Origin of the sequence: Lysobacter solisilvae (genome assembly GCF_016613535.2) — a bacterium.
In the GTDB taxonomy this organism is placed as follows: domain Bacteria; phylum Pseudomonadota; class Gammaproteobacteria; order Xanthomonadales; family Xanthomonadaceae; genus Agrilutibacter; species Agrilutibacter solisilvae.
Genome location: NZ_CP071518.1, coordinates 665,158 through 690,975, shown reverse-complemented (window position 1 = coordinate 690,975; position 25,818 = coordinate 665,158). Strand labels below are relative to the sequence as shown.

Sequence of the window (25,818 nt, the reverse complement as noted above, 5' to 3'; positions counted from 1 at the left end):
GGTACCGCTGTCGCGTTACGGCCGATGCACGTTACCGCCAGCCTCCACGCAGCTGCCCGCCCAGAAGTTCGTGGTGCGGGTGACCACCGTATTCCGCACGATGCCCTGGTCCGAGGCCGTGCCGCTCAGGCAGAACACGCCACGCGAACTGCTGCCGCCACCGCCGCTGTTGATGTCGTCCACGATGTTGTCCAGCGACTTCCCATAAGGGCTCAGCGTGATGCCGGTGGCGGTGCCGTTGGTCCCGGCGTTGAGCCCGAAGATGCGATTGCCCGACACCACGGCGCCCCTGGCCGTGGACGACATCTGGATTCCGTCGACATTGCCACTCGTGCCGCCCGGTACGACCCCGTTGATCACGTTGTCGCTGACGATGGCACCCGACCCGCCGACCACCTGCACGGGATTGGGCCAGCTGGTCACGCTGCTGCCGCCGGTGTCGGTGAACACACTGTCGCGGATGATCACGCTGTCGACGGTCGTCGCCGAAGCCCCGGCGAAGGTATTGCCGTAGAAGGTGTCGTCCTCCACGACATGCCCGGCGCCGCCTTCGAACAGCACGCCATAGTGGAAGCCCCGGATGTTGCAGTGGCGCACCGTCACGCCCACCCGGTCCTTGGCATGCACGCCCTTGGCCAGCGTGCCGACGCCCGCGGCCAGCCCACCCAGCTTGAAGCCGTTGCAGTCCAGCGTGACGTTGTTGACGCCCACCGTAATGGCCGCACCGCTGGCGATCGCCGCGGACACGTCGCTCTTCAGGCACCAGGTGCCCTGCGTGGTGATGGTGGTGGGCACCGAGGTGATGTAGCCGGTGCAGTTGTCGTAACTCTCGGCCGCGTGCGCGCCATGAGGAACGAGGAAGATCACCGAGGTTGCCGCCAGCAGATACAGCGCTTTCATGGGTTCTCCTTGTCAGGCCAGTGGCCGGGAAAACTAACAACGCGCCTGCAAATCTCCTTGGCATCATTTGGCCGAAGCCGGAAGCAAACCAACGGTCACGGTGACGTCCGGCACACCACTCCCTCCCCGCTCTGCGGGGGGTGAGAGGACGCGCTTGCGGACCACTGGTCCGCGCGTCGTCGAACGCCAGCAGGTTGTGCATGCTGGCCGGGGTGGTTGGGGTAGGGGTCAACGATCGCCACGCATCACAAGAAGCCGCGGCGAATCACTCCCTCCCCCGCTCTGCGGGGGAGGGTTGGGTTGGGGGCCAACGATCGCCACGCACCCAACAGTGCCGCCGCGTATTACTCCCTCCCCCGCTTCGCGGGGGTTGAGAGGACGCGCTTGCGGACCACTGGTCCGCGCGTCATCGAACGCCAGCAGGCTGTGCCTGCTGGCCGGGGTGGTTGGGGTGGGGGCCAACGATCGCCACGGACCAACCAGTGCCCAGCTCAAACGCCCTACCAACGCGCCGGTTGCTATCACCCAACCCTGCACCACCCCAGCCCCCGGCACTTGGCCCACCCCACCCACAGCGCTACGTTCCCCCCGTCGTGATGACAAGCGAGGACCCCATGCGCCCGCATCGCTCCCGGCATGACCCCGACGGCCTGCGCCTGCCGATCAAGCTCGACAGCACCAGCAACGGTGAATTCGTCCCCGTCCCCCTCGAACCCGTCCACCGCGAAGCCCGCCGCCTCGCCTTTGAAAACGCCACGCACAACGCCCGTCGCCTCGGCCTCTCCCGCCGCGACTTCATGGTCTCCCTGTGCGGCGCCGCCAGCACGCTGCTGGCAATGAACGCCGCCTTCCTCGCCGGCTGCAAGCGCGGCGCGTCTTACGAGCTGCCGCGCGAAGCCGCCCTCGACCCCGCCGCGGCCAGTAGCGTCCTCAGCGGCGACGAATTCATCTTCGACGTCCAGGGCCACTTCGTGAATCCCAGCGGCGCCTGGACCAAACAATTGCCGAACGACGCCAGACCCCTGGGCTTCGTCAACACCGAAGGCTGCGCCGCCGCGCAGGGCCCGGGCCTGAGCTACCTGCAATGCGTCGGCCGCGACGAGTTCATCAAGGACATCTTCCTCGACTCCGACACCGACCTGACCGTGCTCAGCTTCGTCCCCTCCACGCGCGCGGGCGAGCCGCTCACCATCGAGGAAGCCGCGGCCACCGCCGCGCTGGTCGAGAAGATGGAAGGCACCCACCGCCTGTACCTGCACGGCCGCGTCAACCCCAACCAGCCCGGCGACGTCGAAGACATGGAGCGGCTGGCCAGGCAGTTCGGCATCGCGGCTTGGAAGACCTACACGCAGTGGGGCCCGGACGGGCGCGGCTTCTTCATGGACGACGAACCCGGCCTGCGCATGATCGAGGAAGCGCGCCGCCTGGGCGTGCGCAACATCGCCATCCACAAGGGCCTGCCCTTCGGCCAGCGTTCCTACGAGCACAGCACCAGCGTCGACATCGGCCGCGTGGCCAGGCGCTATCCGGACGTCAACTTCCTGATCTACCACTCCGGCTTCGTCACCGACAAAGGCGAAGGCCCGTATGACGCCAATCGCAGCGACGGCATCGATGCCCTCATCACCTCCCTGCGCGACAACGGCATCGGCCAGGGCGGCAACGTGTATGCCGAGCTCGGCTCCACCTGGCGCTTCCTGATGCGCGACCCCGACGCCGCCGCGCACGCACTGGGCAAGCTGCTCACCCACCTGGGCGCGGACAACGTGCTGTGGGGCACCGACTCCATCTGGTACGGCAGCCCGCAGGACCAGATCCAGGCCTTCCGCGCGTTCCAGATCTCGCCGCAGTTCCGCGAGCGCTACGGCTACCCGGAAATCACCCCGGCGATCCGCGCCAAGGTGTTCGGCCGCAATGCCCTCAAGCTGTATCCCGTGCCGAAGGAAGTGCTCGACAAGCACCTCGCGCGCGATGCCGTCACCCGCCTGCGCGAGGACTACCGCAACGCGCCCGACCCGCGCTTTGCCACGTACGGCCCGAAGACGCGGCGGGAGTTTCTCAACCTGCGGCGGTGGGGCTGAGGCAGGCGCCTGGCCCGTGGAGCCGGGCAGGGGCAGCTGAACACGTTCAAGTCCGGCGCACTCCCGCCGCTATCCCGGTCCTAGTACCCTGCCGGGCCCAGTTCCCCCGCGCCTGCTGCAGTTGCGGCGAAGGCCACCCGACTACCATCTTCTGATCCACGCCAGCGGAATCCCCATGTTCAAGCACCTCATCGCGACCGCCCTGCTGCTGGTCGCCGGCGCCGCCACCGCCGCCGAAGCCGACAGCCACTACGTCAACAACACCGTCGGCCTGCAGCTCACCAAGCCCGACGGCTGGCACTACCTCAGCGCCGCCCAGAACCTGGAGAACCTCAAGCGCACCGACTTCGGCAGCGCGGAGTTCAAGCAGAACCTCGTCAAGTACACCACCGCGCCCCTGGTGGTCCTGGCCCAGCACGAAGAGCCCTACGACGGCCTCAACGCCAGCTTCAAGGTCAACCTCAAGCCCTTCGGCGCCATGCCGCGCGACGGCAAGGCGATCCTGCAGGCCATCCTGCCGTCGTTCCGGCAGCAGTTCGCCAACCTCGAAGTGGTCACACCCCCCACCGACGCCACCGTCGCCGCGCGCCCGGCGGGCCACCTGGTGATCAACTACACCCTGCGCTCGGCCGAAGGCGGCGAGTTCCCCACCACGTCGGAAATGTGGATCGTCCCGGCCGGCGACTACTTCTTCATGATCGGTGCGGGGTACACGCAGGGCGACGCCGCAACCCGCGCGCAGATCCAGGACGCGCTGGAGAGCATCCAGCTGGCTGCACCGAACTGACCTGCAGACGCAGGCCCCACTTCCCCACTTTCGCAACAAGCGTTGGGCGTGACGATGATTGATCTCTTCAAGAACGTGAACCTGCTGACGGCAGGGCTGTGGATCGTGGCCTGGAATGTCCTCTGCGGGATCGGCCTCTACTTCGATGGCTACGGCCCCATCGAGACACTTCCCGGCTCACTCGCCATGGTGGTGGCAAGCCTGTTTGCCTTCATCACCTCGCTGCTCGGCCTGTTCACAGCCGGCGGCAGACGCCGGGTGACGGCATCCTATGGTGACTACGAGAAGATCAAGCCCACGCTGCGCGTGCTGGCGCTTGCCAGCGGCTTTCTCACCCTGGCTGGCGCGTATCAGACATTCAACATCGCCACCGGGCAGGCCTGAGGGTTTCAATCCCCACGCTTCAACAACGCCTTCAGATTGGCGAACGGCGTCCCCGTGGCCGCCGCCGGCGCATCTTCCGCAGCCGACGCACTGACACCCGTGTAGTCGGTATAGCGCGAGTGCTCGTTGTCGTGGCAGTACAGGCAAAGCAATTCCCAATTGCTGCCATCAGCCGGGTTGAAGTCGTGGTCATGATTGCGGTGGTGCACCGTCAGCTCCTGCAGGTTCGCGCGCGTGAACTCGCGCCCACAGCGCCCGCAGACCCACGGGTACATCTTCAACGCCCGCTCGCGGTAGCCCTGCTCACGCTCCTTCGCCTGGCGCCGGGCCTCGGCGACGATGCGGTCAAGCTTGGCGTTGTCGGGGGGTGGATTGTGGGTGGACATTGGGAACTCCGTCGCTGGGCGTGGGCGTGGGCCTTCGCCAATGTTGCCCCAAGCCAGCTCTGAGTGAATCGTTCTGAGGCCGCTTTGTAGAACTGTAGGCGGGATCGGCGCGACCAACTAAGCTGCGGTTGCCGCCCCGCTCTGCAACTCGCACGTCCATCAAGGATCGACCCGCATGCGTCTGCCGTCCCTCCTTCTGCTGCTCACGTTCGCGGCCGGTCCCGCCCAAGCCGCCGGCGAGTGTGCATCGCTACAGGCCTGCCTGACGCAGCTTCGCGCACTGGCGACTCGCCCCGAGCACCGGGCGGAGCAAATGCAGAGTCCCGAGGCCGATCTGCTGGCGCGGGTGCGCAGCTTTGATGAGGGCATACCCGCCCTCGTGGCCCTGCTGGCCGACGCGGACAAGCGCGTGGCAGTCATGGGGGCCAAGGGCCTGCGAGATGCGGAGGCCATCGATCCTGTTTACCTGCCTCAGGTCAAGGCAGGGCTGGATCGCGAACTGAAATGGCTGGCGCCCGCCTTGGGCCACATGGACAGCGACGCGGCTGCACGCGAGGCGGTCGCGCGCTTGCTGGTGTCGAAGAGCGCGCCGCACAACCAGGAAGCCTACGCCGTCCAGCTGTCGGGCAAGCGCGCCATCCCGTTCATCATCGAGGCCGCCCGATGCGCCAACGGCTGTGGTCCGAACGACCACTACTACCTGGGCTATGTGCTGAGCGAAATGGGTGAGGTGCGCGCGCTTGCGGCGCCGGGTCTAATGGCATTGGCGGCTGACCCCAGCGTGCTCCCAGAGGTGGCGGCAGGCGCCTTGCAGATGATCGGGAGGCTTCAGAGCGACGGTGCCTCGCTGGAAACCCAGCTGATCGCACTGCGGCAGCGCGCACCGCTATTGGCACCGGCAGTGGACGAAGCCCTGGTCGGAACCGGTTCTTCCGCAGCGGGCACCATCTTCACCGCGCGCTTGCGCGAGCAGGCGGACCTGTACGTACTCCGCGATCTGGCCGAGACCGGCCGGGCAGGCCGGCCGGCGGGACCCTTGCTGGTGGAGTTGCTTGGCCATGAGGACTGGGACGTGCGCCTGGGCGCAGCGCGCGCGCTGGGCTTCATCGGCTACGAGCCATCGGCGGAAGCCTTGGCCGCGTTGCTCGATGATTCCGAAGACGTACGGATCAACTGGTCCGCCGCCGAATCGCTCGGTCGCCTGCATGCAGCCTCTGCCGAGCCGGCATTGCAGCGGGCGGCGCAGGCGCATTGGTTTCCACCGGTGCGGCAGGCCGCGGCCAAGGCCTTGGCTGCAATCCGCGACGGCACGCCGTATGCCGCCGACGACGACACCTTCATGCCCGAGTTCTTCAAGTACCAGCACATTGCCAACGACGTGCCGGCCTGTTCTGTCCCGGCGCTGGCCAGGGTCGACGAGTCGCCCCAGCAAAAGCTGCGCGCGCCGGAAGCCGGAGAACGGCTGGCCAAATTGTCTTTCGCCGCAACCATCCTGAGCTACGGCGCCGCCGAGGACAGGGATGGAACTGCCAAGCCGGGCGAACTCATCGCGGTGACGAAGGACAACATGGTCGAGCATCGCCAGACCGTGTTACAGGAACCCAACGTCGCCCTGCGCGTGGAGGGGGGTTGGCTGGCCGGCTCCAATCGCGGCGAATGGGGTGGCGAACTGATCTTCCTCGACGACCGAGGTGTTCGGCAGACGCTCCTGGAAAAGAATGTGGAAGACATCTACAAGCTGGGTTCGCGCCTGGTCGCCGTGACCGGCTTGGGACACTTGTTCATGCAAGAGGGCATGTTGTACGAACTGGTCCGCGATGCCGCCGGCCGATGGTCCGCCCATCCGTGGCGGGCCCTGCCGGGTGCGCCCGACGAGTCATGGCTGGTGGAGGGCGGCGAGTTGCAGGTGAGCGTCGGCGACGCCTCCTTGCTGGTGGACGCGAACGGCACAATGCGAATGGCGCCGTGCCTTCAGTGACTACGCGCAGGTATGGAGCGCAGCGTACTTCGCCAATCACAAGGCGGAAGTTGGGGTAGAACCGATTCTCACGACAGAACAGGGGCCGATTTCACCTTCGAAGAAGGCACCTCTGACCGCAATTTTCAGCATTGCATCCGCCCAGGTCCGCCGATCGATCAGCCGCCCTAGGGCAATCGCCTAACTGCCACTCGGTCGCCGACTCACGAGGATTTCGCACCTAGCGTCGGATATCGCATCACCAGTGCCTGCACCACGAGGGCAGCAATCTCTGGCGCAATCGCGTGCCCGCCTCGGGCATCCGCCATGAAGTTCGAACCGCGACCGGCCGGGTTGAACACCCGCAGATCGGTGGCGGCGGCCGAGGTTTGGGTCTCGATCCACCATCCGGGCAACGCCAATGCCGGCACAACGGGGATGGACCGACCCAGTGCTTGGCGGAGATGACCGGCAAGCCAGTCGGCTTGGCGCCTCGTCTGCTTCAGGCGCTTGCTGTCGCTGAAGTCAGGAAAGCGCAGGCACTGGCCGTCGTAGGTCACCTTGAAGTGGTCCTTGCCTCCTGTGGGAGCCGGCTTCCGCACGGACTTGGTCTCTACGGCATACACCGCAGTGGGGCCGATGACGACGTGATCGAGGTTGAAGCCGTCGGCGGGCACGTCGTGAAGCACCGTGCAGCCCAGCGCCATCAGCCGGTTGAGCTCCTGTGCGGTGTACAGCTCGGCCTGGAGGCCGGCGTTGGCAATTCGTCGGGCGCTGCCGTGCTTGATCAGCCACCAGGTCGCAGCGCCGACCATGATCAGGAAGAGCACGAGAAGCAGATAGTCGCCGAAGCCAAACCGCACCTGGGCAAGGTTGATGCGGCTCATGGCCCAATAGGCCAGAAAGTACGGCCCCATGAAGAACAGGGCGACGAACGACACCATCACCTGGTCCATGTGCTTGTCCATCCGCACGCGCAGCTGCTCGCCAGCACCGTAGATGGCCCGTTTCTCGATTGGGCTGCGACGGCCCTCGCGGTCCTGCCATTTCCGATACGCCCACAACAGGCCGACCATCAGAAGGCTGGGCATGAAGGTGAACGCGACGACAAGCAGTAGAGCAGTCAAATGCTGAGTCTCCGATCCTTGGAACAGGTCAAGTGCGGGTGCTACTCGCAGCCGACGCCATCGTTGTCTCGATCCAGATGTGCCGCATAGCCCGGATCGCCACGGCGCACCGGGGCGGCCCCGGCAGCACGCGCGGCGCTGCAGTTGGCGTAATAAGTCCCGGACCCGCCGCGACCACCGTCATAGCGGTGACCGTCAGCGGGTTTCGGGGCAATCAATTTTGGAGCCGGTGCGGGTGATTCGCCACCGCGATGGCAGTGGTAGCCGCCATTCTTGCGGTCGTTATGGCAGCCCTCGGCGTTCAATCCCCCGCCATGGGCCGCCGCATTCGTGGCCAATGCACACAGGCCGAGCAAGGCAGCCCGTGCCGTCGTCGTCATGGGACCCCCTTCCCTGGTGCGACTTGGGGAACGTAGCACTGTTGGGACTCCCAACGGGAGTGTCTATCGCAGAACCTGAATAAGTCATCTTCCACCTTGCCAGGCATGCACCTCTGCAAAGCTCGCGAAACCCAGGCGCACTGACGTAGCCTCCGTGACTGGCTGAGATTGTCGGCTGCTGTTGGAGAAGTCAGTGCAATGCCTGCATCCACACTGTCCTGGGAAGGGTGGGCTCGTCTCTTGGTACGAAGTGCTCGAAGTTCCCGAGCTTAAGGTCAGAGCGACGGACAAGGCCGCGCTCCTGGGAGCACTTGCTGCCTGTGGGCCTCTGGGGACAGTCGGAGCTGTGCCTCCGAGCGTTCTACAGACGCAGGTCTTCAAGCGGTTGCTGCAGTCGAGTCCTTGCCTTTACGCTCAGTTGCCGATTCGCGCTACTGCACCGGCAGTGGTTCACCTTTGCGAGGTGACTCTAGGTGCGCCGATTGTGTCGGCGAACGTCTACAAAGCGTTCGAAGTCCAACACCCAGGCATGCCCCATACTCCATTTCTTCACCCACCACTCGTTGCCGCAACGGCTGGCGGTGACATCATGGAAGCGTTGTGTTCTGAGGTGCTCTCCAATCATGGCGTGCCTCACATGAGCCTGGACGTTGAAGGCTGGCCGACCTGGTCATCTCGAGCCCACGTCTCCCTCAACACCGGAAAGCTGCGGCAGCTAAAGCTATACGGCGACTTCTTAATTCCATGCGCTCCCCACAATCTCCTCATTTCCGTCAAGAGCGAGGCTGCGAGAGAACGCTTCATAGTTTCAGGAAATAGGCTGGAATCGGTGGGCTTTGGGTTCTTCGCAGAGCCCGATGAGTTCTGGACGTCGAGCCGAATGAATCTCATGAAGCGCTGGGGGTTCGTCGCCATCTACATGCCAGACAGCACGCTCCAAGCGATCCTGAATCACTTGAAGGCAAATAACACCACAAGCGATGCAATTAACATCAACGGCCGTCCTCTCTTCAGGAGCCTTTCTGATTTTGGGGATGACATGGCGCGGATCGCCGGAAAAGTTTCGACGGCAATCTAGTTTTGCTCGCCCCCCAATGCGCGGCGACCTTCATGGACGTCCAGAGCGGCGACCCTGCTGACGGTGACCGAGAGCTGATACTCGAAAAGGTCGACGTCCGGAATGCTGGCGCAGGCCAGTCGAAGGTCCTCGGACATCGTCCTGCACACGATGATGCCCCGTACCCGCTGGCCCGTTTCGGCGAGATTCTGGCGGACCCAGTTGACGTATCGCAGGAGCTGCCCGACGACGCGGTCGTATCCCTTCGAAACCTTCAGTTCCAGCACGACGAACGCGCCAGTCCGGTCGACAGCAAGAATGTCGATTCGCCGGCCGCCACCGGCCTCGAACTCAATGCCACGCACGCCGTCCGCCTCGTAAAGCTTCAGGCCAGGCTCGATGCATTCGAGATTCTCAGCGAGATAGCGCTGCAGGTCCCGCTCGAGCAGGAACTCCGATGAGCCGACCAGCGCCCCACGATCTTCATCGTCGTCCTCCATGGCAGCGGTGATCTCCTCCTCGCGGGCGACATCGCCGGGAACGAGTTCGTGAATCGGCGCCGGGTCCTTGCCCGGTTCGTACAGTCGGAACAGGCCCGAGTCGACCTTGAACAGCAGATCGTCGGACGCATTCATTGATGAATGGTGTAGGCGACTCCGATCGTTCGTGGAGGCCTGAACGAGATGGGCGCGAATGCTGCTGGGTTGCAGCTTGGGATAGTGCTGTTCGAACCACTCGATGGCCCGCGACGTAGTGAAAACCTGGCCGGGCTTCAGCCCCAGATCCACCAGCATGTCTGCGAGGAGGGCCCGCGTCGCCTTTTCGTAGATTGTTCGTGCCATGGGGTCCCAGGACAGTAGTTTGGATCAGTCGAACAAGCCCCGGGCGCGCTCTTCAACTATGGCGGTCGCGCCCACGGGGTCGATCAGAAACGGGCGTGTCTGCCTGACCTGGGATTCGAAAAAGTCCCGGAAGGAAATCACGTTCGCGTGCCCGACGTATTCACTCTCCCTGTTGCCCTTAAGGGATTCTGGAACCACCAGGACAATCTCGGCTGCTTGGAGTTCGTCCAGTGCCTGTCGGGAAACGCGGTCATCGACCGTGGCGAGAAAGAGCGCACAGTTGAACCGTTCATGGGTGATCTGCTTCCACCGCTCACGAAGCGTCGTCTTGGCGGACAGTACGAGTGCGTCGTTGAACGGGCGGGCCTCCCGTCGCATCAGGGTTGGAGCATCGGGAAGGACGAAGTCGGGCCGCCGGCCGCCAAGTACCGCCTGCTCCTGGAACCTGATCCGTCCGCCCTGCAGCGTGGCTGCCAGGTGATTCTCGAAGGACCGACCTGCCCGGGTCTTCCGCTGCTGGCTGGCACTCAGGAACACCGCGTCAAGGACCGGGAATCCCCTTATCACAGCGGAGATCAGGTCCTGCTCGCCGATCAGGAGTCTGACGATCTCCGAGCCGCGGCGCCGGAGCTCGTAATGCTTGAACACCTCGTACTCGATGTCCCGGCTGATCCGCATGATGGCGTCGCCGGGGGCGTCCATCTCGTAAGGATCGAGGTTGGTGCGCCCCGTTGCGGCGAAGTAGCGCTGCCTGGCTTCCTCGGCGATCGTGTCAGGCGAGGGGATGCGGGACACGCCCGCCATGAAGGCATCCAGAGTGCCCGTGCGGATCGCATGGCGAAGTTCATCGATCAGCTGCGCCGCCTCGTCAACAGCCAAGGCATTGGCGACAGCGAGCTGATCCGGGTCAAACAGATCGAAGTGAAAGTCGGACGGAATGTTGAGCGCCGTCTCCAGGATCTCCGCGTCCTCGCTCGTGGAGTCCAGCAGGATGAACCAGTGCGTGGCATCGCCTGCAGATTCGCGGAACCGCCCGGCCAGAAGCAGCGATGCTGGGCTCAGGCCCGAGAACAGGTCATGGGGAATCACCGTGAAATGCGTCTCGGGCCCTTTGTTGCTGTAGTGCCGCATGCCCGACTGCTTGATCTCGCCGGTCTGCGGCCACAGGGATACACAGGGGGCGTAAAAGATATGCGGCTTGTCCGGATTCGTCGCGGCAAGCTCGGGGAAGAAGCCGGACTCTCTGATGAGGCGCGGGATGTAGAAGCCAGCCTGGTGTTTGCTGCTGTCGTCAGCCCAAGACGTGTCATTACGGGACAGCTTCTTCAGGAAAAGCTGGCTGCTCCTGGCAGCCAGTTCCTCTACCTTCGGCCAGACGGACTCTTCTTGCGCGACTGGGTGCATTCGTCTGCTCCGCGTGCCTGACCCGGAATGCCGTGCAGGCCAGAAAGGACCTGACGCGCGAGATCATCGAAAACGCGTTCGCGACCGGGCTCCTTCACGCCCCGCAGCGAACACTCCCACACCACAAGCGCCCGCCATCCCATCAGCTCAAGCTGTTCCAGCACGCGCTCATCCCTACGCTGGTTGGACTCGATCTTGGCACGCCAGAATTCCGGTCGTGTCTTGGGCAACCGGAACAGGGGGCACGCGTGACCATGCCAGAAGCACCCGTGGACGAACACTACGGCCTTGTGTCTGGGAAGGACGAGATCTGGCCGACCCGGTAACCCCGCCCCACCCAGCCGATACCGGAGGCCCCGGGCGTGCAGGGCCCGGCGCACCACCAGTTCCAGCTTCGTATCAGACCCGCGGATCCGCGACATCTGCGCGGACCGCTGCTCGGGGGTGAGGATGTCAGCCAACGATCATGCGGCTTTCTTGGGGCGCTTCCGTGGCGCGGCGTTCTCTTCCTTGATGAAGGGGGCCATCACGCGCGCGACCTCGGCGATGACGGGGACGACCACGGAATTGCCGAACTGCTTGTAGGCGCGGGTGTCCGAGACCGGAATGCGGAAGTTGTCGTCGAACCCCATCAGGCGGGCACACTCGCGCGGCGTGAGACGTCGGGGATTCCGCTTCGGTCCCTGTGACACCAGAATTTCCGAGCCATCCTTGTAATACCGCGCGGACAGGGTTCTGGTCGTGTCCTTGCCGGTCACCAGGCCAAACCCAAAACCATTGCCCTTGTCGCGGTGCTTGGCGGCATAGCCCTGAAGGTACTCCCAGAGCTTGTCCGACAGGGTGTAGTTGGCAGTCACCTTGCCCTTTTTGCCCTCCAGGCAATGCCATTCGGCCGGTTCGGTTCCGTCCTGCTTGTGCAGGATGCTTGCCAGCTTCGGACCCGTATCGAAGGCGGGCAGGGACAGGCCCTGCCAGTCGAACTCCTCGCTGTCCCGGAACCCGACGATGATGATGCGTTCGCGGTGCTGCGGGACGAAGTGCTTGCCGTTGATGACCTTGGTCTTGACGTGATAGCCAAGCTCGTTCTTCAGCACGTCGACAATCGTGGAAAAAGTGCGGCCCTTGTCGTGGCTGACGAGGTTCTTGACGTTTTCCAGCAGGAACGCCTTCGGCCGCTTCTCCGCGATGATCCGGGCCACGTCAAAGAACAGCGTGCCTTGGGTCTTGTCCGCGAAGCCATGCGGACGACCGAGTGCGTTCTTCTTGGACACACCCGCGATCGAGAAGGGCTGGCACGGGAACCCGGCCAGCAGGACATCATGGTCGGGGACATCCTTTTCATGCACGGCGGTGATGTCGCCCGCAAACACGTGATCCGGTCCGTCATGGAAGTTGGCCGCGTAGGTCTTGCGGGCGTACGCGTCCCACTCGCTGGTGAAGACGCACTTGCCGCCCTGCTTCTCGAACGCCGTCCGGAGGCCACCGATGCCGGCAAACAGGTCGATGAAGGTGAAATCAGCGGGGGCGTCCTTCTCGAGGCCCTGGAGGGGCAGGAGCCGCTGCCGGATGGCGTCGTTGACGTAGGGCGGCGGGTCGCTTTCCCGGGCATGCCAGCGGCGGATGGTCCGGGCGTCCACACCGAGTGCCATGGCAATCTCGCGTGGGCTGTAGCGCTGAAGCGCGTAGTCGATCAGGGCGTGGGTGTCCATCAGGGCTCCAGGAGGCACGTGGGCATATTGTCCGTTTCTGTCCCGTGGGGGAAGGGGCAGAAGGCATCAAACCGCAGCCGTGACGCACGAGATGAGACTGGTTGTGGATAAGTTGGTGCCGCGCCCTCTGAAGTCACCGATGGCGATGGGGCAGTTCGATCGCGCGGGTATTCGCTGCGGTCGAGGACGCGCTTGGATTCCCAATGTTGCATCGTCGCCATGGGACATGGGTTAAAGCCTGCGCTCACCCCCTTACACCCTATGCCGCCGCCCTGATCTCCCGCCGCCTGACCTGCAAGAAAAACCGCACCATCTCAGCCGAAGCATCAGGCCCCTGCGCGTCCGTGTAACTACCACTCGGACTGCCTCCCGACCACGCGTGGCCGGCACCGTGGATCTGCCAGAACTCGATCAGGGGATCGCCCTGCGCGGTCGTGTAGGTGGTTCGTGTATAGGCCCGACCGGTGCCTTCGCCTGTGCTCACGCGACGTTCCGGCGACAGCAAATCCGCGGCCCGGATCGCGTGACGGACCAGGGTGTCGGCATTGCTAGCCGCGACCGTCCTGTCGCAATCGCCCTGGAACGCGATCAATGGGGTGACAGGCAACCCTGCCGCTGACACGTTCTCGACGGGCGCGCGAGCGACTGCCCGGCCGCCCATCGCTGCGAAGGCTGAAGGCATGTCGTGGGCGGCGCGGTAGGGGAGGCCGGAGTGGGAGCCGACGGCTGCGAAGACGTCGGGGTAGGTGGCGCCCAGGATCACGGCCATGGCGGCGCCTGCGGACAGGCCGGCCACGTAGATGCGCGTCGGGTCGACGGCGTGGTGGTGGGCGATGTCCTGGGCGAGGGCGGCGAGCAGTGCGGGTTCGCCGCCGGCGCGCAGCTGGTCACCCGGGCGGAACCAGTTCCAGCATCTGGAATGGTTGGCTTTCGCCGATTGCGCTGGGTAGGCGACCAGGAAGCCGTGTTGTTCGGCGAGTTCGTTCATGCGCGTGCCCGCGGCAAAATCGTCGGGCGACTGCGTGCAGCCGTGGAGCATCAGCAGCAACGGCGAGGTCGCCTGCGCGTCCGCCAGGTAGTGCGACGGGGTGTAGAGCTTGTAGCGGCGCGTACCGGCGGCGTGGGCAAACGAATGCTCCACGAATGTGCCTGGCAGCGACGTCGACTTTGCCGCGCGGTTGGATCCACGGGCGGGCCGGTCCTCCCGCGGACGCTGCGCAGGTAGCTCCTCTGCTTGCGGGGGCGCCGACGGTGGATGCGGCGACAGGCCCGCGGCCACCAGCGCATCGTTGATCGTCTTGCTGACCTGCGCCTGCAGCGCTCCGCTGCCGGTGTGTGACTGGGGCTTGGCAAGTGCCAGGCGTGCGCGGGTCAAAAGCTCGGACAAAAGGGACAAGGGACTTCCTGATGTTGCGCTTGCTGCAGTGCACAAAACCCTGTGGCATGCAGCGTGAGCCCGGCATGAAGGCTGTCCGCGAGCGCGGCCATCGGCATTGCCCGCTTGGTCGGATCAAAGCCCGCGGCCCGGACGGGCACCCTGCGCTTCACAACGCGGAAGAATCCGGAGCAACTCAAGACGCAGGCCCAAGCAGATCGATTGGCGCAGGTCGGCTATCGAACCACTGGAGTCGATTCAACGCCGACTACGCTGCGGCGAGCCAAACGAAATTGCCGACGTGGTTCTCTGGCTCTCAAGTGACGCAGCCAGCTACGTCACCGGCCAGCCCACTTCAGTAGACGGCGGCTTCATCATGCGATCAACCTAACATCGAAGTTCGCTGACGGCCGAATGCGTCATTCGGCACGTGCCGCTGGCCGAACCTGACTGTGCGGTACTTCGTCATCGCCGATATCCGGCGTTCTGCTGCCGGCCGCTGCAATCAAGCCTCACGAGCGCGCCCGGCCGCCGGTTGATGGTGGCGGGCGGTCTACTGTCGGGGTATGCGGCGTGGTGTTGTTCGCAGCGCAGTGATGGTGCCGTAGTGCCTGCCTGGTGGTTGGCACGCGATGCACCCATCCTGGTGGCAAGCCCGTCACCATGGCCGCGGGTGGGCGGGTGCATACTCGTTCGCGTTCGGGGTCGCACTGCTGCTGGCATTCCGGCTCAGGAAATGGCGCGAAGAGGGTCAGCCAGCCGCCTTGGCTCGGGCACTCTCTTGAGGACACGACATGTCGACGATTCTTGCTGCCGGCGCCCGGGCGCCAGACTTCAGGCTCCACGTGACTCCGGACCAGGTGCTCTCGCTGGACGAGATGCGGGGCAAACGAATTGTGCTTGCGTTCTACCCGGCGGACTGGAGTCCGGTGTGTGGCGACCAGATGGCGCTGTACAACCAGGTACTTCCGGAGTTCCGCAGTCGGGGTGCCCATATATTCGGCATCTCGGTGGACGGTGCGTGGTGCCATCAGGCATTCGCGCAGGCCAGGAACCTGCACTTTCCGCTGCTCGCGGATTTCGAGCCCAAGGGCGATGTGGCGCGTGCCTACGGAGCTTACCGGGCGTCGGAAGGCGTTTGCGAACGTGCGCTGTTCGTGATCGACGAGAACCAGGCAATAGCTTGGAGCTACTGCTCGCCGATCGCAGTCAACCCTGGCGCCGATGGAATTCTTGATGCGCTCGACGCGATGCCGACGACCGGAGAATGACGATGGCCAGCCTCAAGGTTCCCGTGACAACTTCTGATCACATCCTCGGCGCCTCCAGTGGTGCCGTGACGTTGGTCGAGTACGGCGACTACCAGTGTCCCCATTGCGCCGCCGCGCAATTGCCGGTCAAGCAGATCCTGTCGCACTATGGCGGCAGGATCTGTCTCGTGTTCCGGCATTTTCCGCTGACCGAGGTCCATCCGATGGCGGGCATGGCTGCGGAGACGGCCGAATTCGCAGGAGGATATGGGCGTTTCTGGGAGATGCATGACGCCATCTTCGCCAACCAGCCGCGTCTCAGTCCCGAGTTGCTGTTGACGCTGGTCAGCGCACTTGAGCTGCCCGCCGAGGAATTCCAGGAAGCTCTGGCTTCGGGGTTGCACGCACCCAAGGTGCAGGCCCATTTCATGGGTGGTGTGCGCAGCGGAGTCAACGGCACGCCCACGTTCTTCGTCAATGGTGTTCGCCACGACGCCGATTACACCTTCGCCGACCTCGCCTCCAGCATCGACGACGCGATGCTGGCCATGACGAGGTGAGTTTGTTGCTCCGCCGGAAGTAACAACGATCCAGGTGGCAGGCTGTCGTAGCGGCGAAGGTCGCGATGTCAGCCGTGATGCCTGGCTACTGCGCGTGGGTGAGTGACTTCGTCCCCGGCACAACAGTTGCGCACGTTTACGCGGGATGCGGGGAGCGCTTCTGGTCGAAAGCGGGGTAGGGTCCAGACCAATTTCGATGCTGGTGGGCACCGCGCCGGGATCCTGTGCTTCCAACGGCTGGGTTGATGGAGCCAACCCAGCCTACGGGCACCGTCCCTCCAGCCGCATGCCCACTTCCGGCGCGTTGCCGCCCTCCTTGGCCCACGACCAGGCCAGCGTCGCCTGCTCTTCCGCGACGCTGTCGAGCGCCAGCTTCCAGGTGCCGCCCGGGACGCACATGTGCATGCCTTCGAACGCGCCGTCGCGGCGGCCGATGTCGACGGTGAGGCGCGCGGAGAGCTGTTCCCCGAGGACGAGGCCGGCGGAGCCGTAGCGGGTGCGGGTGGAGGTGGGGCCGATGGCGATCACGTGGCCGGACGGTGCGGGTTGCCGCGCCCATTGCGCGTACGGGGCCGGGAGCCACTCGGTCGGGGGCGCGGTGAAGGCGGCGGGTTCGCCGGTGGGGTGCCAGGTCGGGAAGTTGTCGCGGGTCTTGCCGCTGCGGATTTCGTTGACGATGAAGCGCAGGTACTTCTCGTCGAACAGGTAGCGGTGGCCGTCGATGCGCAGGGCGTGGAGTTTGAGGCCCAGGGAGCTGCAGCCGGGTGCGCCGGTCAGCGGTTCCAGGGTGATCCAGCCGGCGTGCACGCGGTAGCGGCCGGCGAAGGCGTCGCCCAGGCCGACGTCGGTGTCTTCGGGCATGCAGTAGCCGCCGTCGTAGGTGAACTCGCCGGACGGGAGCAGGTGCAGGCGGTCGGTGCCGAGTTCGTACTGGCCGGCCCAGGTTCCGGGGCTGTTTCCGCTCCAGTGTGCGCAGGCGGAGAGCGCGAGCAGGCAGGCGATGGGCAGCAGGAACTGGCGGGCGACGCGGGCGGGTGTGGGCATGGGGCGGGCGGTTGGCAGGCGGGATATCCCAGTGGAACGGGAGTGGGGCGGAAACGGGGTTGCGGTGCAGGGTGCAAGGGCGGCTGCGCCGTCTGCACGCCGCGGCAAGTGTGCACTGCAGATCCCAGTTCGATGCCCGACGCCGTAACCGCCCTAATCGATCGGCGCGGGCGGCACCGGATCATGCATCGGCGGTTGCACCGGCTCGGGCACGTCGGGCGGTGGCGCTTCGGGTGGCGGCATTTCCGGTTTCGGCACGGGCTGCACGGGGATCTCGCGCTGCGGTGGTGCCGGCGCGGGTGTCGGGGTTTCCGGTTTGGGTGCCGACGTGTCGGGCCGCTGCGGGCCCGGGGCGGGCGCGTCGGGCGTGCCCGGCACCGGCGGGGTGGTGTGTGCCTTCATGCATGTGCTCCCTGTGCCGCCGGTGCCCGTTCGCTCACTCATCGTGCGTCGCCGTCATGGCGTCTTGTACGTGGGCTTGCTGGTCTTGTCCTTATGCATCGACGCGTGGCTGGCGGCGACTTCCTGCTGCGACAGGTTGCCGTTGCCGTCGTTGTCCAGCTCCTTGAACATCGATTCGGCGCCGGCCTCGTGCTCGGCGGCCGAGAGCATGCCGTCGCCGCTGGCGTCGAGCCTGGCGATCCTGTCGGCCGAGGACAGCTCGGGGCGCATGGGGCCCTCGTCCGTCGCCGCGTCGTTGTAGGTCACCGGTTCTTTCGACTCGACGGCGGCGATCTTCTTGCCGTGGTGGCGGGCGTCCATTTCCGCGGCGGTGACGTTGCCGTCGTGGTTGGCGTCCATCTCGCCGAACATCCGGCTCACCGACGCGGCGTATTCGGTCGCCGACACCATGCCGTCGCGGTCAGCGTCCATGTCCTTGAACTTGTCGCCGGCGTGGCCGCCGCCGGCCCACGCGGGCGCGGAAAGCGCCAGCGACAAGGCGGCGACCATGCGCCATGGGCGGAAGGTGTTGCGCATTGCTTCGTTCATGCCTGGCCTCCTCGGGGCCGCGGGGGTGCGGCCGTAAATGGGCGCTGGTGAGTGTGCGAATGGGGGTGTTAGCGGGGTGCTTGCGTGGGGGTGATGTGGCGTTAACGCGGTGCGGGTGAATGGGAGAACGGGGCGGTTTTCGCGGGCGTGTCGTGTTGTTGAGTTGGGGGAACCAGGAGCGCTGGGTTGATGGGGCCAACCCAGCCTACGCAGCTGCGGTGCTTCGGGGAGGCGCGGCGATCGTTGGCCCCACCCCAACCACCCCGGCCAGCAGGCACAGCCTGCTGGCGTTCGATGACGCGCGGACCAATGGTCCGCAAGCGCGTCCTCTCACCCCCCGCAAAGCGGGGCAGGGGCTCGCGCGGAGCGGGGGAGGGAGCTATGACACGGTGACCTCCTGCACATTCCTGCGCGCCGCGCGTCCCGCCGACAATGCCTGCCACTGGATCGAGCATGGAGCCCGGCGTGCGCACTTCCCTTCATCGCGGACACGCGTCGGCGCAACGCGCGCGGCGCTACTCGATCGTCCTGTTCGCCGGCGCGCTGCTGGCGGCGCTTGCCGGCGCGGCGAACGCGGCCCCGCCCGCGCCCTTGCACACCGACCTGACGCTCACCCATGTCGCGGCCGACAAGTGGCGCGCCGATTACGTCTTCGCCGAGCCGGTCACGGCGGTGGAACTCGGTGCGCAGGTCGGCGCCTACCGCACGCAGGCCTGGCATCCGCTGACGCCGGGCGTGGCGCTGGTGGCCGAGGGCGACAACGAGGCGCTGTTCAGTGCGGCGCCGCTCACGCGGCTGAGCGTGGAGATCAGCGCCTACGATGATTTCCCCGAGGGGCAGTACGCGCCGATCAACCGCTTCTCCGATGGCGGGCGGAATGTCTATGTCGGCTTCCTGCACGGTGCGCTGCGCCAGGACGGCACCGCGCGCGCGATGGACGTCGCGCTGCAGCTCAAGGGCCTGCCGGGCGAGACCGCGCTGGCGCCGGCGAAGGCCGGCAGCGATCTGGCGGGTTACGCCTACTTCGGGCCGCAGCGCCCGGCCCGGATGGGCAGCGTCGACGTCATCATCGATCCGCAGGCGCCGGCCTGGCTGCGCGAAGTGCTGGACGACACCACGGCCAAGGTGTCGCGGTTCTACGAGCAGGCCTTCGGCCGGAAGATGATCGACACGCCGCTGGTCTCGGTGGCGCTGGTCGGCTTCGACGGCAAGCCGGGCAGCATCAGCATCAAGGGCGGCGCGGTCGGCGGCGGCATCGCCTACCGCCTCGAGGGCGCGGGCCTGGGTCGAGGACCACCCGAAGAAGCGCGCCCTGATGGCGCGCCTGGTCGCGCACGAAATGGCGCACCTGTGGCAGCTCAACCTCACCCGCGGCGGCATCGGCGAGACCGACCCCTGGGTCCACGAAGGCGGCGCGGAAGCCGTCATGCTGGAGGCCCTGCGCGCCACCGGCCTTTACACCGCGCAGGCCAGCGACCAGTACGCACAGGAACTGCTGGCCGAGTGCGACCAGCTCCACGACGACGTGAACGTCAACCGCGGCCTCTACGCCTGCGGCTTCAAGCGCTTCCACGGCTACGCGATGCCACCGGTGCCGCTGTGGCGGGCGCTGATGGCCAGGAGCGAGGCGAGCGGGGCGTTCTACTCGGAGGCGATGATCCGGGCGGTGCTGGAGGAGTAGCGCCTCGTCCAGGGCAGCGCTGGGTTGATGGAGCCAACCCAGCCTACGGGCTGGGCCAGCGCGGGAGCGAGCAAAACGTCGGCGATCGGACGGACGACCAATCTCGTAGGCTGGGTTGGCCTCACCAACCCAGCACCCGCCGAACCCGGCGCGGCGAGGACACAACAAGCGCTGGGTTGGTGAAGCCAACCCAGCCTACGGGGCTGCGGGAAGCGCCGCCGCGTTGAGGATCCAGGCCCTGACGCTGAGGCTCGAAGCCTTGGCGGAATGTGTCCGAGCCTTTCGGGAGAGGGAAACGAGCCTTGACGGCAAGGCTCTGCTTCATTCCGCCAAGGCTCAAAGCCCTGGCTTTGAAGCTCCGGTGCCCTGCCGTCAAGGCTCAAAGCCTTGGCCGAAAGGCTCCACACCTTGGCCCTCAAGGCTGGAGTGCCGTTCCGGCAAGGCTTTGAGCCTCAACGCCAGGGCTTTGAGCCTTGGCGGAATGATCCTGGGAGCCTTATCGCCAGGGCTCGCAGCCCTATTCGCCAAACGTGTGAAGACCCCGCACGCGGCGCGGCCGGCGGAGGTTGCCTGGCCCAAAAAAAAGGCCCGGTGCCCCGGGGCTGCTCGCCTCCGGACACCGGGCCCAGGTTCCATCACTTCAGGTTATTGCGAGCGCCGGCCGGGCTCAGCGGTTCGGCGGCTCCTGCTCCTCCGCCGACACCGCGCGCGGGCCCTTTGGACCATCGCGCGGACAGCTCCCGGCGGGCGGCCTTCAGGCCTTCGCTCTTGCCCGTCACGCGGAGCAGGGCGTAGCCCTCCAGCGCGCAGTTGATCACGTCGCTGCCCAGCGCCAGCACGGTGTCGTCGAGCTTCTCCACCATCTGCTCGAGCTGCTGCAGGCGCGGGCGCAGCTGTTCGACCGCCAGCATGTCGCGCTGGGCCTCGGCGAGGTCGAGGGTGGACGGCAGGATCTGCGGGTTGGCGGCCAGCACGTTGAGGGTCTGCCGGCAGAAGTATTCCGACTTTTCGCCCATCTTGTTGAGATCGCGGCGCGTGTTGGCCGGCAGCGCGCGCATGTTGGCGGTGAGCCGGCGCAGCGTCGCCAGGGCGGCGTCGAAATCGGTGAGGTCCTGCGCGGAGAGTTGTAGCGATACAAGATTCTGCATGTGCGTGTGTCCTTACGGTCCTTGGCAAATCCCGGAAGTGGCCGGGGGTCCATGCGCACCCGCGGTCCGTGCGGGTTGGTGCGGGCCGACGGGGCGGCGAGCGCGCGCTGCACGAGTGTCCGTGCATGCCGAAGATACGCGGGCGGGGCGCGGATCCGGTCAGGAATCCGGGGAGAATTTTGTGTCGTTTTGTATCCATGTATCGGGATGTGCGGGTGGCGGCCGGACACCCCGCCACATCGATCGCCTTGGGGCCGGCGCCGAGGTCGTCGCGGCACGCCTGCGGGCGCGCGGGAGCTCGCGCCCCGGCCGGGGTTTCCGCCGGCGCCGCGACCCTGAATCGAAATTTAATCCGCGAAGGCCCCCGCCCCAAACCCCTTGAAAACAGCCGCCGCGAACATATCCACCCTCGCAGGGACGGGATGGCCGTCCACCCAATTGGAGACTTCGCCATGAACGAGATGGTGCGCAATCACCAGTGGCCCCTGCAGGGCGGGATGAAGGACCCGGTCAAGCAGATCTTCGACCGCCTGTTCGAAGGGAACCTGTTCCAGAACGCGACCGACGAGTCCGCGGTCGTCACCAGCCAGTGGGTGCCGCGCGTCGACATCAAGGAGGAAGCGCATCGCTTCCTGCTGCACGCCGACATCCCGGGCGTGGATCCGGCGGACATCGAGGTGCAGATGGACAAGGGCATGCTCACGATCAAGGGCGAACGCCGCGAGGAGCGCGCCAGCGAGACCGAGCGCTATTCGCGCATCGAGCGCCGCCACGGCCTGTTCCACCGGCGCTTCGCGCTGCCCGACAGCGCCGACGCCGAGGGCATCACCGCCTCCGGCCTCAACGGCGTGCTGACCATCAGCATCCCGAAGCGCCCCGAGTCGACGCCGCGGCGGATCCAGGTGGGCACGACCCAGGCGGGTACGACCTACGTGGGTACGGCGCAGGTCGGCAACTCGCCGGAGCGTTGATCCACGCTGGCGGCGGCCGGGCGCAGGCCTGGCCGCCGCCGCGTTCTATGGAGCACCCCATGGACCGAATCACCGAAGAAGCCCTGTGCAGCCTGCAGGCGCAGGTGCACGTGCAGGAACTGGTGCTGCGCGCCCTGGTCGCCACGCATCCGGAACCCGCGCGCCTGCTGGCGATCTGGCACCAATGCCTGGACCACGCCGGCTCCGGCCCCGTCGCCGCCCACGCGCGCGACAGCGAGTACCTGGCGGAGCATTGCCGCGTGCGGGCGGAGGACTGGACCGCGGAGCTGGTGGAGTTGACGCTGCCGGCGGCCGATGCCGCTGGCGCGGTGGTCGGGGATGCGGTGCCGTTGCATGTCGTGAGGGATTAAGGGCCTTCGCCCCTTCCCCAGCTCCTTCCCCCGCTCCGCGGGGGAAGGTTGGGATGGGGGCCAACGATCGCCGCGAATCCGCCCCTTCCCCGCTTGCGGGGGAAGGTTGGGATGGGGGCCGCCGGTCGCGGCGAATGCGCCCCTTCCCCCGCTCCGCGGGGGAAGGTTGGGATGGGGGCCAACGATCGCCGCACCCTCAACCACGCCGCGCTCTGCTCGTTGGCCGCCGCACAAGATCAATGCAAAAAAGTGGACAAGCCAGTTCCACCACACCACTCACCTCAATCGGCACACCCCATTTCCGCGACGCCCGCCTCCGGCCCCGCAGCCTCTGTCGCACCCAACAAACGCCCGTGAAAACGCGACCAGCTTCACTACTTCACAGGCCACGTCACACGCCGCGCCCTCCGGGCCGTTCATGACCGCCGTGTATCCTGTCGCGCCCCGGACGCAGGTGCCTTTCGCACCGCGACCCCCCAATTCCAGTGATTCCATGAGCGACGTCCCCAGCCCCGCTTCGGCTCCGTCGCGGCTTCCGCGCATCGTCGCGGTGCTCGCCGCGCGCAACGAAGAGCGCTTCCTCAAAACCTGCCTCGAGAACCTCTTCCGCCAGGGTGTGGAGGTCTACGTCTGCGACAACGGGTCGACCGACCGCACGGTGGAGATCGCGAAGGCCTACCTGGGCGCGGGGGTGATCGGCATCGAGCACATCCCGTTCGACGGCACCTACCAGTGGGAGCGCATCCTGCAACGCAAGGAGGCGCTGTTCCGCGAACTCGACGCCGACTGGCTGATGCATGTGGACGCCGACGAGATCCACCTGCCGCCGCCGGGCCATGCGTCGATCGCCGCCGCGATCGCCGCCGCCGATGCGCAGGGCTATGAGGCGGTCGAGTTCGCCGAGTTCACCTTCCTGCCGACGCGCGAAGCGCCCGACCACGACCATCCCGATTTCGTGCAGCAGCTGCGCACCTACTACCCGTTCCGTCCGCGCTCGCCGCATTGCGTGCGCGCGTTCCGCAAGCAGCCGGTGCCGATGGAGATCGCCTGGTCCGGGGGGCACCACGTGCGCTTCCAGGCGCCGGGCAAGCCCGTCCAGCCGCCGCTGTTCCCGGAACAGTTCCGGATGAAGCACTACATCTTCCTCAGCGCGGACCACGCCTCGCGCAAGTACCCGGGGCGCAAGTACCACGACGACGAGGTCAACCGCCTGCGCTGGCACGGCTGGCGTCCGCGGCTGCGCACCGAGCAGATCGCGCTGCCCAGCGCCGCGCACCTGCGCACGACGGCGAACGACGACGACCTGGATTCCACCAGCCCGTGGACCAAGCACTGGCTCGACCAGTGCGCGGCCTCGTGAGCGACGCCGCGCTGCCGCGGGTGCTGGCGATCGCCGACCGGCCGGGCTGGGCGATCGACAACAAGGCGCGCAACCTGGCGCGTGAGCTGGCCGGGCGCTTCGACCTCGTCGTGCGCTACCAGCACGAAGTCAGCGAGGACGACCTCGACGCCGCCGACCTGGTGCTGATCTTCTACTGGCTGGAGCTGCGTAAGATCCAGATCCCGGAAGCCACGCTCGCGCGTTACGCGGACCGGCTGATGATCGGCATCTGCAGCCACTACGAACTGTCGGGCCCGCTGCGCGAAGAGGGTCTGGCGACGCTCAACCGCCTGCCGCGCTGCGTGTTCGCCAACAACGCGCTGCTGCAGCGCGAGTTCGCGCCCTTGATCCGGGTGCCGGTGCATTACACGCCCAACGGCGTCGACACCACGTTCTACCAGCCCGCCGCCACACCGCGCGTGCGCGCGCCGGGCGAGCTGCGCGTGGGCTGGGCGGGCAGCCTGGGCAACATGGGCGCCGAGCATCGCGGCTTTCCCAACGTCATCCAGCCCGCGGTCGCCGCGTTGCCGGGCGTCACGCTGGTCACCGCGATCCGCGAGCAGAAGTGGCGCAACAGCGAGGAAATGCGGGTCTTCTATCGCGACCTGGATGTGTACGTGTGCGCCAGCGTCAACGAAGGTACGCCCAATCCCTGCCTGGAAGCCGCCGCCTGCGGCGTGCCGGTCGTCACCACGCGGGTCGGCAACATGCCCGAGCTGATCGTCGACGGCGAGAATGGCTGCTTCTTCGACGGCACCGCGCAGGGCCTGGCGGACAAGCTCGCGCGGCTGCGCGATGAGCCCGCGCTCGCCGCGCAGTGGGGCGCGTCGATCCGCGCTTCGATCCTGGAGTGGGACTGGCGCCAGCAGGCGCAGCACTACGCGCGCATGTTCGACACCATGCTGGCCGCGCGCGCGTCGCACACCGCGCTGGCGACCTGAGGCGGATGGCGGTCGTACTGGTCACCGGCGGCGCCGGCTTCATCGGCTCGCATACGTGCCTGGCGCTGATCCAGGCCGGCCATCGCCCGGTGGTGCTCGACGATCTGAGCCACGGCCGCGAGGCCGTGCTCGGCCGCATCGGGCGCATCACCGGCGAGGTCCCCGCCTTCGTGCGCGCGGACGTGCGCGACGAGGCCGCGGTGCTGGCCGCGATGCGTGCCCACGCAGTCGCGGCGGTGATCCATTTCGCCGGCCGCAAGATCGTCGGCGAGTCGGCGCTCGATCCGCTGGGCTATTACTCCAACAACGTCGCCGGCACGATCGCGGTGGCGCGCGCGATGCAGCAGGCGGATGTCACCCGCCTGGTGTTCAGCTCCTCCTGCGCGGTGTACGGCGGGCGGCAGGCCAGCCCGGTCGACGAGTCGGCCGCGCTCGCGCCCGCCAGCCCCTACGGCCGCAGCAAGGCGATGTGCGAGACGCTGCTGCGCGATGCCTGCACGGCCGACGCCGCACTGTCGGTGCACGCGCTTCGCTACTTCAATCCCGTCGGCGCGCACGCCAGCGGCCTGCTGGGCGAAGACCCGTTCGGCCGGCCGGGCAACCTGATGCCCTGCATCACCCAGGTCGCGGCCGGCCGGCGCGCGCAGTTGGCGATCTTCGGCGGCGACTACCCCACCCGCGACGGCACCGGCGTGCGCGACTACGTCCATGTGATGGACTTGGCCGAGGCGCATGTGGCGGCGCTGGTCGGTGGTGATGCCGCCGCTGGATTCGAGGCGTACAACCTCGGCACGGGGCAGGGCACCTCGGTGCTCGAACTCGTGCACGCGTTCGAGCACGCCTGCGGGCGGCCAATCGCGCGGCAGCTGATGCCGCGCCGCGCTGGCGACATCGCGGAGATGTACGCCGACGCCACCGCGGCGCAGGCGCGGCTGGGGTGGCGCGCGCGGCGCGGGCTGGAGGAGATGTGTGCCGATGCGTGGCGGTGGGAGCGGGATAATCCGCGAGGGTATGAGGGCTGACGCTCTAACGGGGCAGCGGTAATTCCTTCCCCAGCTTCGGATTGGCCCCTTCCCCCGCTTCGCGGGGGTT

27 protein-coding genes are annotated in these 25,818 nt (G+C 66.5%); 14 read left to right on the top strand and 13 right to left on the bottom strand.

What is annotated here, in order from left to right:
* Positions 1-15: 15 nt before the first annotated feature.
* Entirely contained in the window at positions 16-900 is an 885-nt protein-coding gene (locus tag I8J32_RS03180) for a right-handed parallel beta-helix repeat-containing protein (protein WP_200615228.1), read from the bottom strand.
* A gap of 614 nt (positions 901-1,514) precedes the next feature.
* Between I8J32_RS03180 and I8J32_RS03175 the strand changes: the two genes are divergently transcribed.
* From I8J32_RS03175 to I8J32_RS03165, 3 genes are all read left to right on the top strand, one after another.
* Positions 1,515-2,981 (top strand): amidohydrolase family protein, encoded by a 1,467-nt coding sequence (locus I8J32_RS03175; RefSeq protein ID WP_200615229.1) that lies wholly within the window; start codon positions 1,515-1,517, stop codon positions 2,979-2,981.
* 175 nt (positions 2,982-3,156) lie between these two features.
* On the top strand, positions 3,157-3,768 hold the full coding sequence (locus I8J32_RS03170) for a hypothetical protein (protein ID WP_200615230.1): 612 nt from the start codon (positions 3,157-3,159) through the stop codon (positions 3,766-3,768).
* Positions 3,769-3,822: 54 nt separating this feature from the next.
* Positions 3,823-4,152, top strand: coding sequence for a hypothetical protein (locus I8J32_RS03165; RefSeq protein ID WP_200615231.1), 330 nt, complete (start codon positions 3,823-3,825; stop codon positions 4,150-4,152).
* 5 nt (positions 4,153-4,157) lie between these two features.
* Here I8J32_RS03165 and I8J32_RS03160 read toward each other — a convergent pair whose 3' ends face one another.
* Complete coding sequence (locus I8J32_RS03160) at positions 4,158-4,538, bottom strand: YajD family HNH nuclease (protein WP_200615233.1); 381 nt, start codon at positions 4,536-4,538, stop codon at positions 4,158-4,160.
* A gap of 175 nt (positions 4,539-4,713) precedes the next feature.
* Here I8J32_RS03160 and I8J32_RS03155 point away from each other — a divergent pair, with 175 nt between their 5' ends.
* A complete protein-coding gene (locus tag I8J32_RS03155; RefSeq protein WP_200615236.1) occupies positions 4,714-6,516 on the top strand; it encodes a HEAT repeat domain-containing protein in 1,803 nt (600 codons plus the stop codon).
* Between the two features lie 203 nt (positions 6,517-6,719).
* On the opposite strand, the gene I8J32_RS03150 is transcribed toward I8J32_RS03155, so the two are convergent.
* The gene (locus I8J32_RS03150; protein WP_200615237.1) at positions 6,720-7,622 is read right to left on the bottom strand and encodes a nuclease-related domain-containing protein; all 903 of its coding nucleotides are present in this window, start codon (positions 7,620-7,622) and stop codon (positions 6,720-6,722) included.
* Between the two features lie 41 nt (positions 7,623-7,663).
* Entirely contained in the window at positions 7,664-8,002 is a 339-nt protein-coding gene (locus I8J32_RS03145) for an excalibur calcium-binding domain-containing protein (RefSeq protein WP_245156400.1), read from the bottom strand.
* A gap of 529 nt (positions 8,003-8,531) precedes the next feature.
* On the opposite strand from I8J32_RS03145, the gene I8J32_RS03140 reads away from it, so the two are divergent.
* On the top strand, positions 8,532-9,080 hold the full coding sequence (locus I8J32_RS03140) for a hypothetical protein (protein ID WP_200615239.1): 549 nt from the start codon (positions 8,532-8,534) through the stop codon (positions 9,078-9,080).
* On the opposite strand, the gene I8J32_RS03135 is transcribed toward I8J32_RS03140, so the two are convergent.
* From I8J32_RS03135 to I8J32_RS03115, 5 genes are all read right to left on the bottom strand, one after another.
* A complete protein-coding gene (locus I8J32_RS03135) occupies positions 9,077-9,901 on the bottom strand; it encodes an endonuclease NucS domain-containing protein (protein ID WP_200615241.1) in 825 nt (274 codons plus the stop codon). The genes I8J32_RS03140 and I8J32_RS03135 overlap by 4 nt on opposite strands.
* A 24-nt stretch (positions 9,902-9,925) precedes the next feature.
* Positions 9,926-11,305: a type II restriction endonuclease gene (locus I8J32_RS03130; protein ID WP_200615242.1), complete on the bottom strand. Its 1,380-nt coding sequence runs from the start codon at positions 11,303-11,305 to the stop codon at positions 9,926-9,928.
* A complete protein-coding gene (locus I8J32_RS03125; protein ID WP_245156478.1) occupies positions 11,263-11,727 on the bottom strand; it encodes a very short patch repair endonuclease in 465 nt (154 codons plus the stop codon). The genes I8J32_RS03130 and I8J32_RS03125 overlap by 43 nt, the downstream gene beginning before the upstream one ends.
* Positions 11,728-11,769: 42 nt before the next feature.
* Positions 11,770-13,014: a DNA (cytosine-5-)-methyltransferase gene (gene dcm, locus I8J32_RS03120; RefSeq protein ID WP_200615246.1), complete on the bottom strand. Its 1,245-nt coding sequence runs from the start codon at positions 13,012-13,014 to the stop codon at positions 11,770-11,772.
* Positions 13,015-13,273: 259 nt separating this feature from the next.
* A complete protein-coding gene (locus tag I8J32_RS03115; protein WP_207526753.1) occupies positions 13,274-14,410 on the bottom strand; it encodes an extracellular catalytic domain type 1 short-chain-length polyhydroxyalkanoate depolymerase in 1,137 nt (378 codons plus the stop codon).
* Positions 14,411-14,690: 280 nt separating this feature from the next.
* Between I8J32_RS03115 and I8J32_RS18020 the strand changes: the two genes are divergently transcribed.
* From I8J32_RS18020 to I8J32_RS03100, 3 genes are all read left to right on the top strand, one after another.
* Positions 14,691-14,780 (top strand): hypothetical protein, encoded by a 90-nt coding sequence (locus I8J32_RS18020; protein WP_407060983.1) that lies wholly within the window; start codon positions 14,691-14,693, stop codon positions 14,778-14,780.
* A 403-nt stretch (positions 14,781-15,183) separates the two neighbouring features.
* Positions 15,184-15,660 carry a redoxin domain-containing protein gene (locus I8J32_RS03105; protein ID WP_200615251.1) on the top strand — a complete coding sequence of 159 codons (477 nt, stop codon included), beginning with the start codon at positions 15,184-15,186 and terminating at the stop codon, positions 15,658-15,660.
* Positions 15,661-15,662: 2 nt separating this feature from the next.
* Entirely contained in the window at positions 15,663-16,199 is a 537-nt protein-coding gene (locus I8J32_RS03100; protein ID WP_200615253.1) for a DsbA family protein, read from the top strand.
* 261 nt (positions 16,200-16,460) lie between these two features.
* On the opposite strand, the gene I8J32_RS03095 is transcribed toward I8J32_RS03100, so the two are convergent.
* The 3 genes from I8J32_RS03095 to I8J32_RS03085 form a co-directional block, all read right to left on the bottom strand.
* On the bottom strand, positions 16,461-17,243 hold the full coding sequence (locus I8J32_RS03095) for a hypothetical protein (protein WP_200615255.1): 783 nt from the start codon (positions 17,241-17,243) through the stop codon (positions 16,461-16,463).
* Between the two features lie 153 nt (positions 17,244-17,396).
* Entirely contained in the window at positions 17,397-17,645 is a 249-nt protein-coding gene (locus tag I8J32_RS03090; protein ID WP_200615256.1) for a hypothetical protein, read from the bottom strand.
* 54 nt (positions 17,646-17,699) lie between these two features.
* Positions 17,700-18,233 carry a CREC-EF hand family protein gene (locus I8J32_RS03085; protein ID WP_200615258.1) on the bottom strand — a complete coding sequence of 178 codons (534 nt, stop codon included), beginning with the start codon at positions 18,231-18,233 and terminating at the stop codon, positions 17,700-17,702.
* A 1,315-nt stretch (positions 18,234-19,548) separates the two neighbouring features.
* On the opposite strand from I8J32_RS03085, the gene I8J32_RS03080 reads away from it, so the two are divergent.
* Positions 19,549-19,914, top strand: a complete 366-nt coding sequence (locus tag I8J32_RS03080) for a hypothetical protein (RefSeq protein ID WP_207526752.1) — start codon at positions 19,549-19,551, stop codon at positions 19,912-19,914.
* Between the two features lie 635 nt (positions 19,915-20,549).
* Here I8J32_RS03080 and I8J32_RS03075 read toward each other — a convergent pair.
* Entirely contained in the window at positions 20,550-21,062 is a 513-nt protein-coding gene (locus I8J32_RS03075; RefSeq protein WP_207526751.1) for a hypothetical protein, read from the bottom strand.
* A gap of 452 nt (positions 21,063-21,514) precedes the next feature.
* Here I8J32_RS03075 and I8J32_RS03070 point away from each other — a divergent pair, with 452 nt between their 5' ends.
* The 5 genes from I8J32_RS03070 to galE all read left to right on the top strand — a co-directional run bounded on the left by I8J32_RS03070 (position 21,515) and on the right by galE (position 25,748).
* Entirely contained in the window at positions 21,515-22,033 is a 519-nt protein-coding gene (locus I8J32_RS03070) for an Hsp20/alpha crystallin family protein (RefSeq protein WP_200615261.1), read from the top strand.
* 59 nt (positions 22,034-22,092) lie between these two features.
* A complete protein-coding gene (locus I8J32_RS03065) occupies positions 22,093-22,404 on the top strand; it encodes a hypothetical protein (protein ID WP_200615262.1) in 312 nt (103 codons plus the stop codon).
* A 493-nt stretch (positions 22,405-22,897) separates the two neighbouring features.
* Entirely contained in the window at positions 22,898-23,764 is an 867-nt protein-coding gene (locus I8J32_RS03060) for a glycosyltransferase family A protein (protein ID WP_200615263.1), read from the top strand.
* The gene (locus I8J32_RS03055; protein WP_245156399.1) at positions 23,761-24,726 is read left to right on the top strand and encodes a glycosyltransferase family 4 protein; all 966 of its coding nucleotides are present in this window, start codon (positions 23,761-23,763) and stop codon (positions 24,724-24,726) included. The genes I8J32_RS03060 and I8J32_RS03055 overlap by 4 nt, the downstream gene beginning before the upstream one ends.
* A gap of 5 nt (positions 24,727-24,731) precedes the next feature.
* The gene (galE, locus tag I8J32_RS03050) at positions 24,732-25,748 is read left to right on the top strand and encodes a UDP-glucose 4-epimerase GalE (protein ID WP_200615264.1); all 1,017 of its coding nucleotides are present in this window, start codon (positions 24,732-24,734) and stop codon (positions 25,746-25,748) included.
* Positions 25,749-25,818 lie beyond the last annotated feature (70 nt).